At 67.0% G+C, this 14,634-nt stretch carries 16 protein-coding genes; all 16 read left to right on the top strand.

The annotated features are described in order from the left end of the window. The first annotated feature begins 2 nt into the window (after positions 1 to 2). The gene (gene fliH, locus ACW9UL_RS09280) at positions 3 to 806 is read left to right on the top strand and encodes a flagellar assembly protein FliH (RefSeq protein ID WP_457790324.1); all 804 of its coding nucleotides are present in this window, start codon (positions 3 to 5) and stop codon (positions 804 to 806) included. Beyond that, positions 796 to 2,157, top strand: a complete 1,362-nt coding sequence (fliI, locus tag ACW9UL_RS09285) for a flagellar protein export ATPase FliI (RefSeq protein WP_457790326.1) — start codon at positions 796 to 798, stop codon at positions 2,155 to 2,157. Before fliH ends, fliI begins: the two co-directional genes overlap by 11 nt. Before the next feature lie 3 nt (positions 2,158 to 2,160). Next, a complete protein-coding gene (gene fliJ / locus ACW9UL_RS09290; protein WP_457790328.1) occupies positions 2,161 to 2,610 on the top strand; it encodes a flagellar export protein FliJ in 450 nt (149 codons plus the stop codon). An 86-nt stretch (positions 2,611 to 2,696) separates the two neighbouring features. Beyond that, entirely contained in the window at positions 2,697 to 3,002 is a 306-nt protein-coding gene (locus tag ACW9UL_RS09295; RefSeq protein ID WP_457790330.1) for an STAS domain-containing protein, read from the top strand. A gap of 2 nt (positions 3,003 to 3,004) precedes the next feature. Next, positions 3,005 to 4,693: a SpoIIE family protein phosphatase gene (locus ACW9UL_RS09300; protein ID WP_457790332.1), complete on the top strand. Its 1,689-nt coding sequence runs from the start codon at positions 3,005 to 3,007 to the stop codon at positions 4,691 to 4,693. Positions 4,694 to 4,723: 30 nt separating this feature from the next. Continuing rightward, on the top strand, positions 4,724 to 5,077 hold the full coding sequence (locus ACW9UL_RS09305; RefSeq protein WP_457790334.1) for an Hpt domain-containing protein: 354 nt from the start codon (positions 4,724 to 4,726) through the stop codon (positions 5,075 to 5,077). 94 nt (positions 5,078 to 5,171) lie between these two features. Next, positions 5,172 to 6,398 carry a flagellar hook-length control protein FliK gene (locus tag ACW9UL_RS09310; protein WP_457790335.1) on the top strand — a complete coding sequence of 409 codons (1,227 nt, stop codon included), beginning with the start codon at positions 5,172 to 5,174 and terminating at the stop codon, positions 6,396 to 6,398. Positions 6,399 to 6,605: 207 nt separating this feature from the next. Continuing rightward, the gene (gene fliL, locus ACW9UL_RS09315; RefSeq protein ID WP_457790337.1) at positions 6,606 to 7,124 is read left to right on the top strand and encodes a flagellar basal body-associated protein FliL; all 519 of its coding nucleotides are present in this window, start codon (positions 6,606 to 6,608) and stop codon (positions 7,122 to 7,124) included. 12 nt (positions 7,125 to 7,136) lie between these two features. Then, positions 7,137 to 8,108 carry a flagellar motor switch protein FliM gene (fliM, locus tag ACW9UL_RS09320; protein ID WP_457790339.1) on the top strand — a complete coding sequence of 324 codons (972 nt, stop codon included), beginning with the start codon at positions 7,137 to 7,139 and terminating at the stop codon, positions 8,106 to 8,108. 39 nt (positions 8,109 to 8,147) lie between these two features. Continuing rightward, entirely contained in the window at positions 8,148 to 8,618 is a 471-nt protein-coding gene (gene fliN, locus ACW9UL_RS09325; protein WP_457790341.1) for a flagellar motor switch protein FliN, read from the top strand. Positions 8,619 to 8,620: 2 nt separating this feature from the next. After that, positions 8,621 to 9,052 carry a flagellar biosynthetic protein FliO gene (gene fliO, locus ACW9UL_RS09330; RefSeq protein WP_457790343.1) on the top strand — a complete coding sequence of 144 codons (432 nt, stop codon included), beginning with the start codon at positions 8,621 to 8,623 and terminating at the stop codon, positions 9,050 to 9,052. Beyond that, positions 9,052 to 9,837: a flagellar type III secretion system pore protein FliP gene (fliP, locus tag ACW9UL_RS09335; protein WP_457790345.1), complete on the top strand. Its 786-nt coding sequence runs from the start codon at positions 9,052 to 9,054 to the stop codon at positions 9,835 to 9,837. The genes fliO and fliP overlap by 1 nt, the downstream gene beginning before the upstream one ends. 10 nt (positions 9,838 to 9,847) lie before the next feature. Further along, complete coding sequence (gene fliQ / locus ACW9UL_RS09340; protein WP_021441781.1) at positions 9,848 to 10,117, top strand: flagellar biosynthesis protein FliQ; 270 nt, start codon at positions 9,848 to 9,850, stop codon at positions 10,115 to 10,117. Positions 10,118 to 10,269: 152 nt separating this feature from the next. Beyond that, the gene (fliR, locus tag ACW9UL_RS09345; RefSeq protein WP_457790347.1) at positions 10,270 to 11,046 is read left to right on the top strand and encodes a flagellar biosynthetic protein FliR; all 777 of its coding nucleotides are present in this window, start codon (positions 10,270 to 10,272) and stop codon (positions 11,044 to 11,046) included. 9 nt (positions 11,047 to 11,055) lie between these two features. After that, positions 11,056 to 12,192, top strand: coding sequence for a flagellar biosynthesis protein FlhB (gene flhB / locus ACW9UL_RS09350; protein ID WP_457790349.1), 1,137 nt, complete (start codon positions 11,056 to 11,058; stop codon positions 12,190 to 12,192). A 302-nt stretch (positions 12,193 to 12,494) separates the two neighbouring features. Further along, entirely contained in the window at positions 12,495 to 14,624 is a 2,130-nt protein-coding gene (gene flhA, locus ACW9UL_RS09355; protein WP_457790351.1) for a flagellar biosynthesis protein FlhA, read from the top strand. The last annotated feature ends 10 nt before the right edge of the window (positions 14,625 to 14,634 follow it).

Genomic DNA, 14,634 nt, shown 5'->3' on the forward strand with positions numbered 1-14,634 from the left:
CCATGGCGGCGGGCAAGGAGTCGGAAAGCGAGCTGATTCGCGCCAAGGACCTGGGCGCCTTCGACCGCTGGGCGCTGCCCAGCTTCGACGCGCCGGGCGAGGTGCCAGCCGAAGTCGAGCCGGCCCTTGACGCGCAAGCGGCAGCAGCGACCGAGGTCGAGGCGCAAGACGTCGGGCAGAGCGAGGAGGTGGCGATCGAAGACGTCAAGCCGCTGACCCTCGACGAACTCGAGGCCATCCGCCAGGACGCCTACAACGAAGGCTTCGCCACCGGCGAGAAGGACGGCTTTCACGCCGGCCAGCTCAGGGCCAAGCAGGAGGCCGAGGCCGCCCTGGCGCTCAAGCTGGGCAGCCTGGAACAGTTGATGGCGCAGTTGTTCGAACCCATCGCCGAGCAGGACCAGCAGCTGGAAGTGGCCCTGGTGCGCCTGGTCAGCCATATGGTGCGCGAGGTGGTCCAGCGCGAGCTGAGCACCGACTCCAGCCAGATCCGCCAGGTACTGCGCGAGGCGCTCAAGCTGCTGCCGATGGGCGCCGACAACGTGCGCATTCAGCTCAATCCGCAGGACTTCGAAATCGTCAAGGCGCTGCGCGAGCGTCACGAGGAAAGCTGGCGCATCCTCGAGGACGACAGCCTGCTGCCCGGCGGTTGCCGCATCGAATCGGAACACAGCCAGATCGACGCCAGCGTCGAGACCCGCCTGGCGCAGGCGCTCAAGCAGCTGTTCGAGCAACAGCGCGCGCAGATCACCCAGCCGCCGGAAGCGGATATCAGCCTGGACCTGGATGGCGGCGATGCGTCTTGACCGGGTGAGTTTCGCCAGGCGCCTGGGTGGTTACGCCGAGGCCATCCGCCTGCCCAGCCAGCCCATAGTCGAAGGCCGCCTGCTGCGCATGGTCGGCCTGACCCTGGAGGCCGAGGGCCTGCGCGCCGCCATCGGCAGCCGTTGCCTGGTGGTCAATGGTGACAGCTACCATCCGGTGCAGGTCGAGGCCGAGGTGATGGGCTTTTCCGGCAACAAGATCTACCTGATGCCGGTCGGCAGCCTGGCCGGTATCGCCCCTGGCGCGCGGGTGGTGCCACTGCCCGATACCGGTCGTCTGCCCATGGGCCGCTCCATGCTTGGCCGGGTACTCGACGGCGCCGGCCGTGCCCTGGACGGTAAGGGCGGGATGAAGGCCGAGGACTGGGTGCCGCTGGACGGCCCGACCATCAACCCGCTCAAGCGCCATCCGATCAGCGAGCCGCTGGACGTTGGCATCCGCTCGATCAACGGCCTGCTCACCGTCGGCCGCGGCCAGCGCCTGGGCCTGTTCGCCGGCACCGGGGTGGGCAAGTCGGTGCTGCTGGGCATGATGACCCGCTTCACCGAGGCAGAGATCATCGTGGTCGGGCTGATCGGCGAGCGCGGTCGCGAGGTCAAGGAGTTCATCGACGAGATCCTCGGCGAGGAGGGCCTCAAGCGCTCGGTGGTGGTCGCCTCGCCGGCCGACGACGCGCCGTTGATGCGCCTGCGCGCGGCCATGTACTGCACGCGCATCGCCGAGTACTTCCGCGACAAGGGCAAGAACGTGCTGCTGCTGATGGATTCGCTGACCCGCTTCGCCCAGGCCCAGCGCGAGATCGCCCTGGCCATCGGCGAGCCGCCGGCGACCAAGGGCTACCCGCCGTCGGTGTTCGCCAAGTTGCCCAAGCTGGTGGAGCGCGCCGGCAACGCCGAGGCCGGCGGCGGTTCGATCACCGCCTTCTACACCGTGCTCTCCGAGGGCGACGACCAGCAGGATCCGATCGCCGACGCCGCCCGCGGCGTGCTCGACGGCCACCTGGTGCTGTCGCGCCGGCTGGCCGAGGAGGGCCATTACCCGGCCATCGACATCGAAGCCTCGATCAGCCGGGTGATGCCGCAGGTGGTCTCGCCCGAGCATCTCAAGCAGGCGCAGCGCTTCAAGCAACTGTGGTCGCGCTACCAGCAGAGCCGCGACCTGATCAGCGTCGGCGCCTACGTGCCGGGCGGCGACGCCGACACCGACCTGGCCATCGCCCGCCAGCCGCAGATGGCCCAGTACCTGCGTCAGGGCCTGCACGACAGCGAGCCGCTGGAGGGCAGTAGCCGGCAGCTGGCGGCCATCTTCAACGCGGCGGCGAACAAGGCCTAAGCCATGGCGGCGAGTCGTGCGGCGCGCCTGGCGCCGGTGGTGAGCATGGCGGAGAAGGCCGAGCGCGAGGCGGCGCGCCAGCTCGGTCATTGCCAGGGTCTGGTGAGCCAGGCCGAGGTCAAGCTGGGCGAGCTGGAGCGCTTTCGCGGCGACTACCAGCAGCAGTGGATCAGCGAGGGCAGCAAGGGCGTCTCCGGGCAATGGCTGATGAACTACCAGCGCTTTCTCGCGCAACTGGAAACGGCCATCGGTCAGCAGCAGCAGAGCCTCGACTGGCACCGCGCCAACCTGGAGAAGGTGCGCGCCGTCTGGCAGCAGCGCTACGCGCGCCTGGAGGGGCTGCGCAAGCTGGTGCAGCGCTATGTCGACGAGGCGCGCCTGGCCGAGGACAAGCGCGAGCAGAAACTACTCGACGAGCTGGCGCAGCGCCTGATCGACCGCGGCGAGCCTTAACTCGAGGTTGTCGCGGGGCAGGGCAGGTGCTACACCTTGGGGGCGCACGCCGCCAATCAGGCAAGGTCTCGACAAAGGAGCAGGACATGGCCATCACCTCGCAGCCGTCGGCCGACGGGCAAGAGCTGACCATCGCGATTCGAGGACGCTTCGACTTCGCCTCCCACCAGGAATTTCGCGACGCCTACGAGCGCGTCAACATTACCCCCAGGCGCTACCTGGTCGACCTGCAGGGCACCAGCTACCTGGACAGCTCGGCGCTGGGCATGCTCCTGCTGCTGCGCGATCACGCCGGCGGCGACGCGGCGCAGATCCGCCTGCTCAACTGCAGCAGCGATGTGCGCAAGATCCTGGCGATCTCCAATTTCGAGCAGCTGTTCCAGATCAACTGACCATGGCCGAGCGCCTGTCGATCCTGATCGCCGAGGACAACGCGGCCGATCGCATGCTGCTGTCGACCATCGTCAGTCGCCAGGGCCACCGGGTGCTCACCGCCAGCAACGGCCTGGAGGCGGTCGCGCTGTTCGAGCAGGAGCGCCCGCAGCTGGTGCTGATGGATGCGCTGATGCCGGTGATGGACGGTTTCGAGGCGGCGCGGCGGATCAAGCAGCAGGCCGGCGAGGCGCTGGTGCCGATCATCTTCCTCACCTCGCTGACCGAAGGCGAAGCGCTGGTGCGCTGCCTGGAGGCCGGCGGCGACGACTTTCTCGCCAAGCCCTACAACCGGGTGATACTCGAGGCCAAGATCGGCGCCATGGATCGCCTGCGCCGCCTGCAGGACACCGTGCTGCAACAGCGCGACCTGATCGCCCGGCACAACGAGCACCTGCTGCGCGAGCAGCGGGTGGCCAAGGCGGTGTTCGACAAGGTGGCGCATTCCGGCTGCCTGGATGCGCCGAACATCCGCTACCTGCAGTCGCCCTACGCGCTGTTCAACGGCGACCTGCTGCTGGCGGCCTACAAGCCCTCCGGCGGCATGCACGTGATGCTCGGCGACTTCACCGGCCACGGCCTGCCGGCGGCCATCGGCGCCATGCCGCTGGCCGAGGTGTTCTACGGCATGACCGCCAAGGGGCACGCCCTGGCCGAGATCCTCCGCGAGATCAACGCCAAGCTCAAACGCATCCTGCCGGTGGGCGTGTTCTGCTGTGCCACCCTGCTCAACATCAGCAGCCAGCGCGGCCTGCTCGAGGTGTGGAACGGTGGCCTGCCGGACGGCCATCTGCTGCACGGCGATGGCCGCTCGCGCCAGCCCCTGGTATCGCGTCATCTGCCACTGGGCATTCTCGAGCCGGCGGCCTTCAGCGACCGCTGCGAGGTCTACCCGCTGGCCCCGGGCGACCGCATCTTCCTGCTTACCGACGGCGTGCTGGAGGCCTGCGACCAGCAGGGCCAGCTGTTCGGCGAGACGCGTCTGCTGGCGCTGCTCGATGCCAACCGCCAGCCGCAGGCACTGTTCGAGGAAATCCAGCAGGCGCTGCTGGAGTTTCGCGGCGAGCTGCAGGACGACGTCAGCATGCTTCAGGTCGGCCTCGCCGAGGACGCCCAACGCCCACGCCCGCTGGCCTTCGCCGACAGCGGGCAGAGCAGCCCGCTGGACTGGTCGGCCAGCTTCGAGTTTCGTGCGCAGAGTCTGCGTCACTTCAACCCCTTGCCCTTTCTGCTGCAGTTGCTGCTCGACGTGCAGGGGCTGCGGCCACGCGGCGGCGAGCTGTACACCGTGCTCGCCGAGCTCTATTCCAACGCCCTGGAGCACGGCGTGATGGGCCTGGACTCGGCGCTCAAGCAGGATGCCCGCGGCTTCGCCGAGTACTACCGGCAACGGCGCCTGCGCCTGGCGGCGCTGAGCGACGGCCATGTGCGCTTTCACCTGCAGTTGCTGCCGCGGGCCGGCGGCGGGCGGCTGATCGTGCGGGTCGAGGACAGCGGGCCGGGTTTCGATCCGGCCGCCGTGGCCGCGCTGCAGGACGAGGCCTTGTGCGGGCGCGGCCTGGCGCTGGTGCGCGAGTTGAGCGACGGCTTTGCCTGCAGCGCCGACGGCCAGGGCGTCAGCGTGGAGTTTTGCTGGTCCGCTGGGGCATAATCCGAGGCTCGATGTTCAGGGAGTGACCCGGTGTCCGATATCCACCTCGACGATGCCGTCCTGGCTGCCCTGCAGGACGTCATGGAAGACGAATACCCGATTCTGCTCGATACCTTTGTCGTCGACTCCGAGGAGCGCCTGCGCCTGTTGCGCCAGGCCGAGCGCGAGGCCGATGCCCAGGGGCTGCGCCTGGCCGCGCACAGCTTCAAGGGCAGCTGCAGCAATATGGGCGCGGTGCTGCTGGCCGGGTTGTGCAGGCAGTTAGAAGACGCTGGCCGGCGCGAGGCGCTGGAACTGGCGCCGGCGCTGATCGAGCAGATCGAGCGCGAATTCGCCATCGTGCGCATCCTGTTCAAGTCCGAGCGCCAGCGTTATCGCGTCTGAGTCGCGCGTGACTGCCCTGCATCTACAGACCTTCCCCCGACTTGGCCCAGCCTTTGCTCTGACACCGTCACGACCCATCAGACGGAGAGCGTCCATGTCCGCGATGCCCGATCTACGCCTGCAGGCCACGCCTGAGGTAAAGAGCAAAGCGAAGCCGCCGGCGAAAGCGCCGGAGCCCAGCAAGAACGAGGCCTCCAGCTTCGCCGAGGTGTACGCTAAGGAGCGCCAGGCCAAGCCCGGCGAGCGTGCCGGCGAGGCCGCCAAGCCTGACGAGGAGCGCCCGGCTGGCGCCGGCGGCGAGCCGGCGGCCAGCGCCGAGGCTGCCGCCGAGCAGCCGGCCGTTGCCGCGGACGGCAATTCCTTGCCGGCCGAGGGCGAGACGCCGGCGGAGCTCGACCCGCTGCTGGCCATGGCCCTGGGCGGCATCCAGGCGCCGGCCGCGCCGGCTGCGCCGACGGGCGAGGTCCTGCCGGCATCCGCCCTGGCGCTTGCCGGGGTGGCCGAGGCCGATGGCGAGGGTGGCGTGCCGGCGTTGGAGGAGGAGGCGCTCGATCCCCTGGCCCTGCTGCAGCAGGCGCCGGAGGAGGAGGGCCAGGTCGCGCTGGGTCAGGAGGCCGCGAGCAAGAGCACACGACTGGCCAGCAGCAGCGATTTCGCCGCGGCCATGGCGGCGATGGGCAAGGGCGAGGAGAAGGCCAGGGCAGGCGAGGAGGCGGGACTGGAGCTGCCGCTGGACGATCTCGCCAAGGATGCCCTGGACAGCCTCAAGGACAGCGTGCAGCCCAACCGCCCGGATCAGTTCGTCAGCAAGCTCAACGCCCTGACCCAGGCGCTCAACCAGCAGGCCGGGGTGGCGCCGCGTCTGCCGCTGGTGCCCGGGCAGCCGGTGGCGATGCAGCAGGGCGGCTGGAGCGAGGCGGTGGTGGACCGGGTCATGTGGCTGTCCAGCCAGAACCTCAAGTCGGCCGAGATCCAGCTCGATCCGGCCGAACTGGGCCGCCTGGAGGTGCGGGTGAACCTGTCCCAGGATCAGGCGCAGGTGACCTTCGCCAGCCCTAACGCCGGGGTGCGCGAGGCTCTGGAAGGACAGATGCAGCGTCTGCGCGAGCTGTTCGCCCAGCAGGGCATGAACCTGGCAGATGCCAACGTCTCCGATCAGTCGCTCAGCCGCGGCTGGCAGGGCCAGGGCGAAGGCGGGCGCGGCGGCGCCAGCGGCGGCGACGGTCGGCTGGCCTTGGACGAGGCGTTGCCGAGCGCTGCGCAGGAGCTGCGCAGCGAGCGTTCGAGCGCAGGCCTGGGCCTGGTGGATTACTACGCCTGAGCCCGGTCGTCAGGCCCGCTTCGCGAGACGTGCATTCGCCCGGGTGGCCTGGCCGGCCTCCCGGGCGAATGCGTTTTGGATGACAGCCGGCGCGCGCCGCTGTTAAATCCGCAGCCCAGAGTTAGACAAGCGAGCCGCTAGGCTGGCATAACACTTGCTCTCAACCCCCTGAAAGCGGAAAAACTCCGATAGTGACGGATTATTGGCATGGCTAAGAAAGACGCGGCGGCCGGCGACGGCCAGGGTGCCGGCAAGGGCAAGCTGAAGCTCATCCTATTGATAGTGCTGGCCCTGTTGCTGGCCGTTGGCCTGTCCATCGGTGGCACCTGGTTCGTCCTCAGCAAGGGCGACAAGGCCGAGGACGCCGAGCCCGCGACGGAGTCCGCCAGCGCGGCGTCGGTGCGCCAGGCGGCGCTGTACCAGGAGCTGATGCCGGCCTTCGTGGTCAATTTCAACCATCAGGGGCGTACCCGCTACCTGCAGGTCAGCATGGCCCTGATGAGCCGCGACACCGCCGGCCTGGACAAGCTCAAGGTGCACATGCCGGTGCTGCGCAACCGCCTGGTGATGCTGCTCGCCGGCCAGGACTTCGCCACCCTGCAAACCGCGTTGGGCAAGGACATGCTGCTGCAGCAGGCGCTGGCCAGCGTGCAGGAGCTGGCCCAGCAGGAAACCGGCGGCACCGTGGTCGAGCAGGTGCTGTTCACTAACTTCGTATTGCAGTAGCCGGGAGCGAACATGGCCGTGCAAGACTTGCTGTCCCAGGACGAGATCGATGCGCTGCTGCACGGCGTCGACGACGGCCTGGTCGATACCGAGGACGCCGCCGAACCGGGTGGTGTCAGGCAGTATGACCTGACCAGCCAGGATCGCATCGTCCGCGGACGCATGCCGACCCTGGAGATGATCAACGAACGCTTCGCCCGCTACACCCGCATCAGCATGTTCAACCTGCTGCGCCGCTCGGCGGACGTGGCGGTCGGCGGCGTGCAGGTGATGAAATTCGGCGAGTACGTGCACTCGCTGTACGTGCCCACCAGCCTCAACCTGGTGAAGATGAAGCCGCTGCGTGGCACCGGCCTGTTCATTCTCGACGCCAAGCTGGTGTTCAAGCTGGTGGACAACTTCTTCGGCGGCGACGGCCGCCACGCCAAGATCGAGGGGCGCGAGTTCACCCCCACCGAGCTGCGCGTAGTGCGCATGGTGCTCGACCAGGCCTTCGTCGACCTGCGCGAGGCCTGGCACGCGGTGATGGACATCAACTTCGAGTATGTCAACTCGGAGGTCAACCCGGCGCTGGCCAATATCGTCAGCCCGAGTGAAGTCGTGGTGGTGTCCACCTTCCATATCGAACTGGACGGTGGCGGCGGCGACCTGCACATCACCATGCCCTATTCGATGATCGAGCCGATCCGCGAGATGCTCGATGCCGGCTTCCAGTCCGACGTCGACGACCAGGACGAGCGCTGGATCAAGGCCCTGCGCGAGGACATCCTCGACGTCAGCGTGCCGCTGGCCGTCACCGTGGCGCGGCGCCAGCTCAAGCTGCGCGACATCCTGCACATGCAGCCGGGCGACGTGATCCCGGTGGAGCTGCCGGACAACGTGATCATGCGCGCCAACGGCGTGCCGACTTTCAAGGTCAAGCTCGGCGCACACAAGGGCAATCTGGCCCTGCAGGTGCTCGAGCCGATCGAACGTCAGCGCTGAAGGCGCTGGCAACTCCATTGAGCCAGGCGAGGAAAGACGATGGCAACCGAAGAGAACACCTCCCCCGAGGAACAGGCGCTGGCCGACGAATGGGCAGCGGCGCTGGCCGAGGCAGCTGATGCCGGCCAGGACGATATCGACGCCATGCTGGCTGCACAGAACACTACTGCCCAGCCCGCGGCGCCGCGGGCGCCGATGGAGGAGTTCGGCAGCGCGCCGCCGCCTGGCAACCTGCCGATTAATCTGGAAGGCCCCAACCTGGACGTGATCCTGGATATCCCGGTGTCGATCTCCATGGAAGTGGGCAATACCGACATCACCATCCGCAACCTGCTGCAGCTCAACCAGGGCTCGGTGATCGAGCTGGATCGCCTGGCCGGAGAGCCGCTCGACGTGCTGGTCAACGGCACCCTGATCGCCCACGGCGAGGTGGTGGTGGTCAACGAGAAGTTCGGCATCCGCCTGACCGACGTGATCAGCCCCAGCGAACGCATCAAGAAGCTGCGCTGACCATGCTCCGCTTCCTCGCCCTGCCGTTGTCCCTGCCCATGGTGGCCCTGGCTGCCGAGCCCGCCGGCCAGGCGACCACGCCGCTGGCTGGCAGCGATATGGCCGGCCAGCTCGGCCAGTTGCTGCTCGGCCTGCTGCTGGTGATCGGCTTGATCTTCCTCCTCGCCTGGCTACTGCGCCGGGTGCAGCAGCTGGCGCCGCGCGGCGGCCAGGTGATCAAGCTGCTGGCCAGCCAGTCGCTCGGCCCGCGCGACCGCCTGGTGCTGGTGCAGGTGGGCAACGAGCAGATCCTGCTCGGCCTGTCCGCCGGGCGCATCACCCCGTTGCACGTGCTCAAGGAGCCGGTGCACCTGGCCGACGCCGAGCCGGCCACGCCGGAGTTCGCCCAGCGCCTGATGGAGCTGCTGGGCAAGGACCAGAAGGACAAATCCTGATGCTGCGCTTGTTGCTGGTGCTGCTGCTGAGCCTGGGCGCCTCGCTGGCCTATGCCGAAGATCCGCCGCTCGGCACCTCGCTGATCCAGCAGGGCGGCAACCCGCTGTCGATCCCGGCCATCACCCTGTCCACCGACGCCGAGGGCCAGCAGGAGTATTCGGTCAGCCTGCAGATCCTGCTGATCATGACCGCGCTGAGCTTCATTCCGGCGTTCGTCATGCTGATGACCAGCTTCACCCGCATCATCATCGTGTTCTCCATCCTGCGCCAGGCGCTGGGCCTGCAGCAGACGCCGTCGAACCAGATCCTGGTCGGCCTGGCGCTGTTTCTCACCCTGTTCATCATGGCTCCGGTGTTCGACCGGATTAACAGCGATGCGCTGCAGCCCTATCTCAACGAGGAAATCGTCGCCCAGGAGGCGCTGACCCGGGCCGAGGGGCCGATCCGCGACTTCATGCTGGCGCAGACCCGCGAGAGCGACCTGGAGCTGTTCGTGCGCCTGTCCAAGCGCACCGACCTCAACGGCGTCGAGGACGTGCCGCTGACCATCCTGGTGCCGGCCTTCGTCACCTCGGAGCTGAAGACCGCGTTCCAGATCGGCTTCATGATCTTCATCCCGTTTCTGATCATCGACATGGTGGTGGCCAGTATTCTCATGGCCATGGGCATGATGATGCTGTCGCCGTTGATCATCTCGCTGCCGTTCAAGATCATGCTGTTCGTCCTGGTCGACGGCTGGGCGCTGATCATGGGCACCCTGGCGGCCAGTTTCGGCACCCTGTAGCGAGGCTCAGATGACTCCCGAGATCGCCGTAGACCTGTTTCGCGAAGCGCTCTGGCTGATCGTGCTGATCGTCGGCCTGGCGGTGGTGCCGAGTCTGGTGGTCGGCCTGATCGTGGCGATGTTCCAGGCCGCCACGCAGATCAACGAACAGACCCTGAGCTTCCTGCCGCGTCTGATCGTGATGCTGCTGACCCTGATCTGGGCCGGGCCCTGGCTGGTACGCCAACTGATGGAGTACACCCAGACCCTGATCCAGAACATTCCCTACCTGATCGGTTGAGAGCTCATGAGTAAATCTACTGTGCTCGGCATCTCGCGCTTCGGCTGTGCTCGCAATGCTCATGTATTTCAATACACTGCGCTTGCTGCGCGCAGGCGAAACGCGACCTGCCTTCGCTCGCAACGTTTTTTTCACGAGCTCTGAGCCGGACGATGCTTGAGCTGAGCAACGAACAGATCGGCGGCTGGGTCGGCCAGTTCCTCCTGCCGCTGTTTCGCATCGCCGCCATGTTCATGGTCATGCCGATCATCGGCACCCAGCTGGTGCCGACGCGCGTGCGCCTGTACCTGGCCCTGGCGGTCAGCGTGCTGCTGGTGCCGACCCTGCCGCCGCTGCCGCAGGTCGATGCGCTGAGCCTGCGTAGCCTGCTGCTGATCGCCGAGCAGGTGCTGATCGGTGCCATGTTCGGCTTCGTCCTGCAGCTGTTCTTTCACCTGTTCGCCGTGGCCGGGCAGATCATCGCCATGCAGATGGGCCTGGGCTTCGCCTCCATGGTCGACCCGGCCAACGGCGTCTCGGTGCCGGTGCTCGGCCAGTTCATGCTGATGCTGGTGACCCTGCTGTTCCTGGCGATCAACGGCCATCTGGTGGTGCTGGAGATCCTGGCGGAAAGCTTCGTCACCCTGCCGTCCGGGCAGGGCCTGATGGTCAATCACTACTGGGAGCTGGCCGGCAAGCTCGGCTGGGTGATCGGCGCCGGCCTGCTGCTGACCCTGCCGGTGGTCACCGCGCTGCTGATCATCAACCTGGCCTTCGGCGTGATGACCCGCGCCGCGCCGCAACTGAACATCTTTTCCATCGGTTTCCCGCTGACCCTGGCCCTGGGCCTGGTGATCTTCTGGGTCGGCCTGTCCGATTTCGGCAGCCTGTTCCAGGCGCTGGCCAGCGAGGCCCTGCAGCAGCTGGGCGAATTCGCCCAGGCCAGGTAAGGAGGCTGCATGGCCGAGAGCGAAAGCGGCGCCGACAAAAGCGAGGAACCCACCAGTAAGCGGCTCGAAGAGTCGCGCAAGAAGGGCCAGATCGCCCGCTCCAAGGAGCTCAACACCCTGGCGGTGACCCTCACCGGCAGCGTGGCGCTGATCGTCTTCGGCGCCTACATGGGCGAGGTGCTGCTCGATCTGATGCGCGGCAACTTCAGCCTGCCGCGCGAGGTGCTGATGAACGAAGGCAGCATGGCGCAGTACCTGCTGGCTTCTGGCAAGCACGCTTTGCTGGCCTTGCAACCGTTCTTCATCGCCTTGCTGATCGCCTCGGTGATCGGCCCCATCGCCCTCGGCGGCTGGCTGTTCTCCGCCGAGGCGCTGCAGCCCAAGGCCAGCCGGATGAACCCGCTGGCCGGGCTCAAGCGGATGTTCTCGGTGCAGGCGCTGGTCGAACTGCTCAAGGCGCTGGCCAAGTTCCTGGTGATCCTGGTGGTGGCGCTGGTGGTGCTTTCGGTGGATCAGGACGACCTGCTGGCCATCGCCAACGAACCGCTCGAGCCGGCCATCCTGCACAGCCTCGAGGTGGTTGGCTGGAGCGCCTTCTGGCTGTCCTGCGGGCTGATCCTGATCGCCGCGGTGGATGTGCCGTTCCAGCTGTGGAGTCACAAGCAGAAGCTGATGATGACCAAGCAGGAGGTGCGCGACGAATACAAGGACACCGAGGGCAAGCCCGAGGTCAAGGGGCGCATCCGCCAGCTGCAGCGCGAGATGGCCGAACGCCGCATGATGCAGGCGGTGCCGCAGGCCGATGTGGTGATCACCAACCCGACCCACTTCGCCGTGGCGCTCAAGTACGACCCGGACAAGGGCGGCGCGCCGCTGCTGCTGGCCAAGGGCGGCGACTTCCTGGCGCTGAAGATCCGCGAGATCGCCCAGGAGCACCGGGTCATGCTGCTGGAGTCGCCGGCGCTGGCGCGGGCGGTGTACTACTCCACCGAGCTGGAGCAGGAAATTCCCGCCGGCCTGTACCTGGCGGTGGCCCAGGTGTTGGCCTACGTCTACCAGTTGCGCCAGTACCAGGCCGGCAAGGGCAAGCGCCCGGGGCCGCTGCCCGACCTGCCGATCCCGCCGGACCTGCGCCGCGACGAATAAAGCGGGTGGAACCCTGGTTGGGCTGAGCGCAGCGAAGCCCAACAGAAGCAGAATTGGTGTGCGGGAAGTGTTGGGCTTCGTCGCTGCGCTCCTCAACCCAACCTACGTGCTCGTAGGGTGCGCCGTGCGCGCCAAGGATCGGTAGGTTGGGCTGAGCGCAGCGAAGCCCAACAGGAGCGGAGTTGGCGGTCGGGAAGTGTTACGTGCTTGTAGCTTGCCGCTACCTTTCTGGAACGCTTCTTGCCATTACCCCAGCAGGGCGCAGTTTCGCGTCAAAAGATTGAATCGGCTGGGGTAGGGACGTGGCAGTAGATCGCGCACAAATCATTGGAGAGGTACGCAGCAACCTGGCGGGTCTGCGCCACGGCAACCTGGGTATCCCGCTGCTGCTGCTGGTCATGCTCGGCATGGTCATGCTGCCGATCCCGCCCTTTCTGCTCGACGTGCTGTTCACCTTCAGCATCGCCCTGTCCATCGTCGTCTTGCTGGTCAGCATCTACGCCCTGCGACCGCTGGATTTCGCCGTCTTCCCCACCATCCTGCTGGCGGCCACCCTGCTGCGTCTGGCGCTGAACGTCGCCTCGACCCGCGTGGTGCTGCTCAACGGCCACGAGGGCCACGGCGCTGCGGGGCAGGTGATCCAGGCCTTCGGCGAGGTGGTGATCGGCGGCAACTACGTAGTTGGTATCGTGGTGTTCGCCATCCTGATGATCATCAACTTCGTGGTGGTCACCAAGGGCGCCGGGCGCATCTCCGAGGTCAGCGCGCGTTTCACCCTGGACGCCATGCCCGGCAAGCAGATGGCCATCGACGCCGACCTCAACGCCGGCCTGATCGATCAGGCCGAGGCCAAGAAGCGCCGCAGCGAGGTGGCCCAGGAGGCCGATTTCTACGGCTCGATGGACGGTGCCAGCAAGTTCGTCCGCGGCGACGCCATCGCCGGCCTGCTGATTCTTTTCATCAACCTGATCGGCGGTATCGCCATCGGCGTGCTGCAGCACGGCCTGCCGTTCGCCGAGGCGGGCAAGGTCTACACCCTGCTGACCATCGGCGACGGCCTGGTGGCGCAGATTCCCTCCCTGCTGCTGTCCACCGCCGCCGCGGTGATGGTGACCCGGGTGTCCACCTCCGAGGACATGGGCGCCCAGGTCAATCGGCAGATGTTCGCTTCGCCGCGCGCGCTGGCGGTGGCGGCGGCGATCATGATCACCATGGGCCTGGTGCCCGGCATGCCGCATTTCTCCTTTATCAGCCTGGGCCTGGTGGCCGCCGGCGCCGCCTACTGGATCGCCAACAAGCAGCGCAAGACCAAGGAAGAGGAGGTCAGGGAAGTGCAGCGCCAGCAGGAGCTGCTGCCGGCGCAGAAGGCGCAGGAGGTCAAGGAGCTGGGCTGGGACGACGTCACCCCGGTGGACATGGTCGGCCTGGAGGTCGGCTACCGGCTGATTCCGCTGGTCGATCGCAACCAGGGGGGGCAGCTGCTGGCGCGGATCAAGGGGGTGCGCAAGAAGCTGTCGCAGGAGATGGGCTTTCTCATGCCCTCGGTGCATATCCGCGACAACCTCGACCTGGCGCCCAACGCCTACCGCTTGACCCTGATGGGCGTCAGCGTGGCCGAGGCCGAGGTCTACCCGGACCGCGAGCTGGCGATCAACCCCGGCCAGGTGTTCGGCCCGCTCAACGGCATCGCCGCCAAGGATCCGGCGTTCGGCCTGGAGGCGGTGTGGATCGACCCCAGCCAGCGCGACCAGGCGCAGTCGCTGGGCTATACCGTGGTCGACGCCAGCACCGTGGTCGCCACCCACCTCAACCAGATCCTGCACAAGCACGCCCACGAGCTGCTGGGACACGAGGAAGTGCAGCAGCTCATGCAGCTGCTGGCCAAGAGCTCGCCGAAGCTGGCCGAGGAACTGGTGCCGGGGCTGGTGTCGCTGTCGACCCTGCTCAAGGTGCTGCAGGCGCTGCTGCAGGAGCAGGTACCAGTGCGCGACATCCGCACCATCGCCGAGGCGATCGCCAACGTCGCGCCGAAGAGTCAAGATCCCGCCGCGATGGTCGCCACCGTTCGTGTGTCGCTGGCCCGCGCCATCGTGCAAAGCATCGTGGGACTAGAGCCGGAGCTGCCTGTGATCACCCTCGAGCCCAGGTTGGAACAGATATTGCTCAATAGCCTGCAGAAGGCCGGTCAGGGCAGCGAGGATGGCATCCTCCTCGAACCGGGCATGGCCGAGAAGCTGCAGCGTTCCCTGGTGGAAGCGGCGCAGCGCCAGGAAATGCTCGGCAAGCCGGTGATCCTGCTGGTGGCCGGGCCGATTCGGGCGATGTTGTCGCGCTTCGCGCGGTTGGCGGTCTCCAGCATGCACGTGCTGGCCTACCAGGAAATTCCGGACAACAAGCAGGTCACCATAGTCGCCACTGTGGGCCAGAACTGAGGTAAAGGGT

It is taken from the genome of Pseudomonas sp. PL-6, assembly GCF_054110165.1.

Bases quoted from the DNA above. Each gene is read 5' to 3' on its own strand.
- fliP (WP_457790345.1), top strand. From the start codon at position 9,052: ATGCTGCGCTTGTTGCTGGTGCTGCTGCTGAGCCTGGGCGCCTCGCTG.
- ACW9UL_RS09300 (WP_457790332.1), top strand. From the start codon at position 3,005: ATGGCCGAGCGCCTGTCGATCCTGATCGCCGAGGACAACGCGGCCGAT.
- fliQ (WP_021441781.1), top strand. From the start codon at position 9,848: ATGACTCCCGAGATCGCCGTAGACCTGTTTCGCGAAGCGCTCTGGCTG.
- fliR (WP_457790347.1), top strand. From the start codon at position 10,270: ATGCTTGAGCTGAGCAACGAACAGATCGGCGGCTGGGTCGGCCAGTTC.
- flhB (WP_457790349.1), top strand. From the start codon at position 11,056: ATGGCCGAGAGCGAAAGCGGCGCCGACAAAAGCGAGGAACCCACCAGT.
- fliH (WP_457790324.1), top strand. From the start codon at position 3: ATGGCGGCGGGCAAGGAGTCGGAAAGCGAGCTGATTCGCGCCAAGGAC.
- fliN (WP_457790341.1), top strand. From the start codon at position 8,148: ATGGCAACCGAAGAGAACACCTCCCCCGAGGAACAGGCGCTGGCCGAC.
- ACW9UL_RS09310 (WP_457790335.1), top strand. From the start codon at position 5,172: ATGTCCGCGATGCCCGATCTACGCCTGCAGGCCACGCCTGAGGTAAAG.
- ACW9UL_RS09295 (WP_457790330.1), top strand. From the start codon at position 2,697: ATGGCCATCACCTCGCAGCCGTCGGCCGACGGGCAAGAGCTGACCATC.
- fliL (WP_457790337.1), top strand. From the start codon at position 6,606: ATGGCTAAGAAAGACGCGGCGGCCGGCGACGGCCAGGGTGCCGGCAAG.
- fliI (WP_457790326.1), top strand. From the start codon at position 796: ATGCGTCTTGACCGGGTGAGTTTCGCCAGGCGCCTGGGTGGTTACGCC.
- fliM (WP_457790339.1), top strand. From the start codon at position 7,137: ATGGCCGTGCAAGACTTGCTGTCCCAGGACGAGATCGATGCGCTGCTG.
- fliJ (WP_457790328.1), top strand. From the start codon at position 2,161: ATGGCGGCGAGTCGTGCGGCGCGCCTGGCGCCGGTGGTGAGCATGGCG.
- fliO (WP_457790343.1), top strand. From the start codon at position 8,621: ATGCTCCGCTTCCTCGCCCTGCCGTTGTCCCTGCCCATGGTGGCCCTG.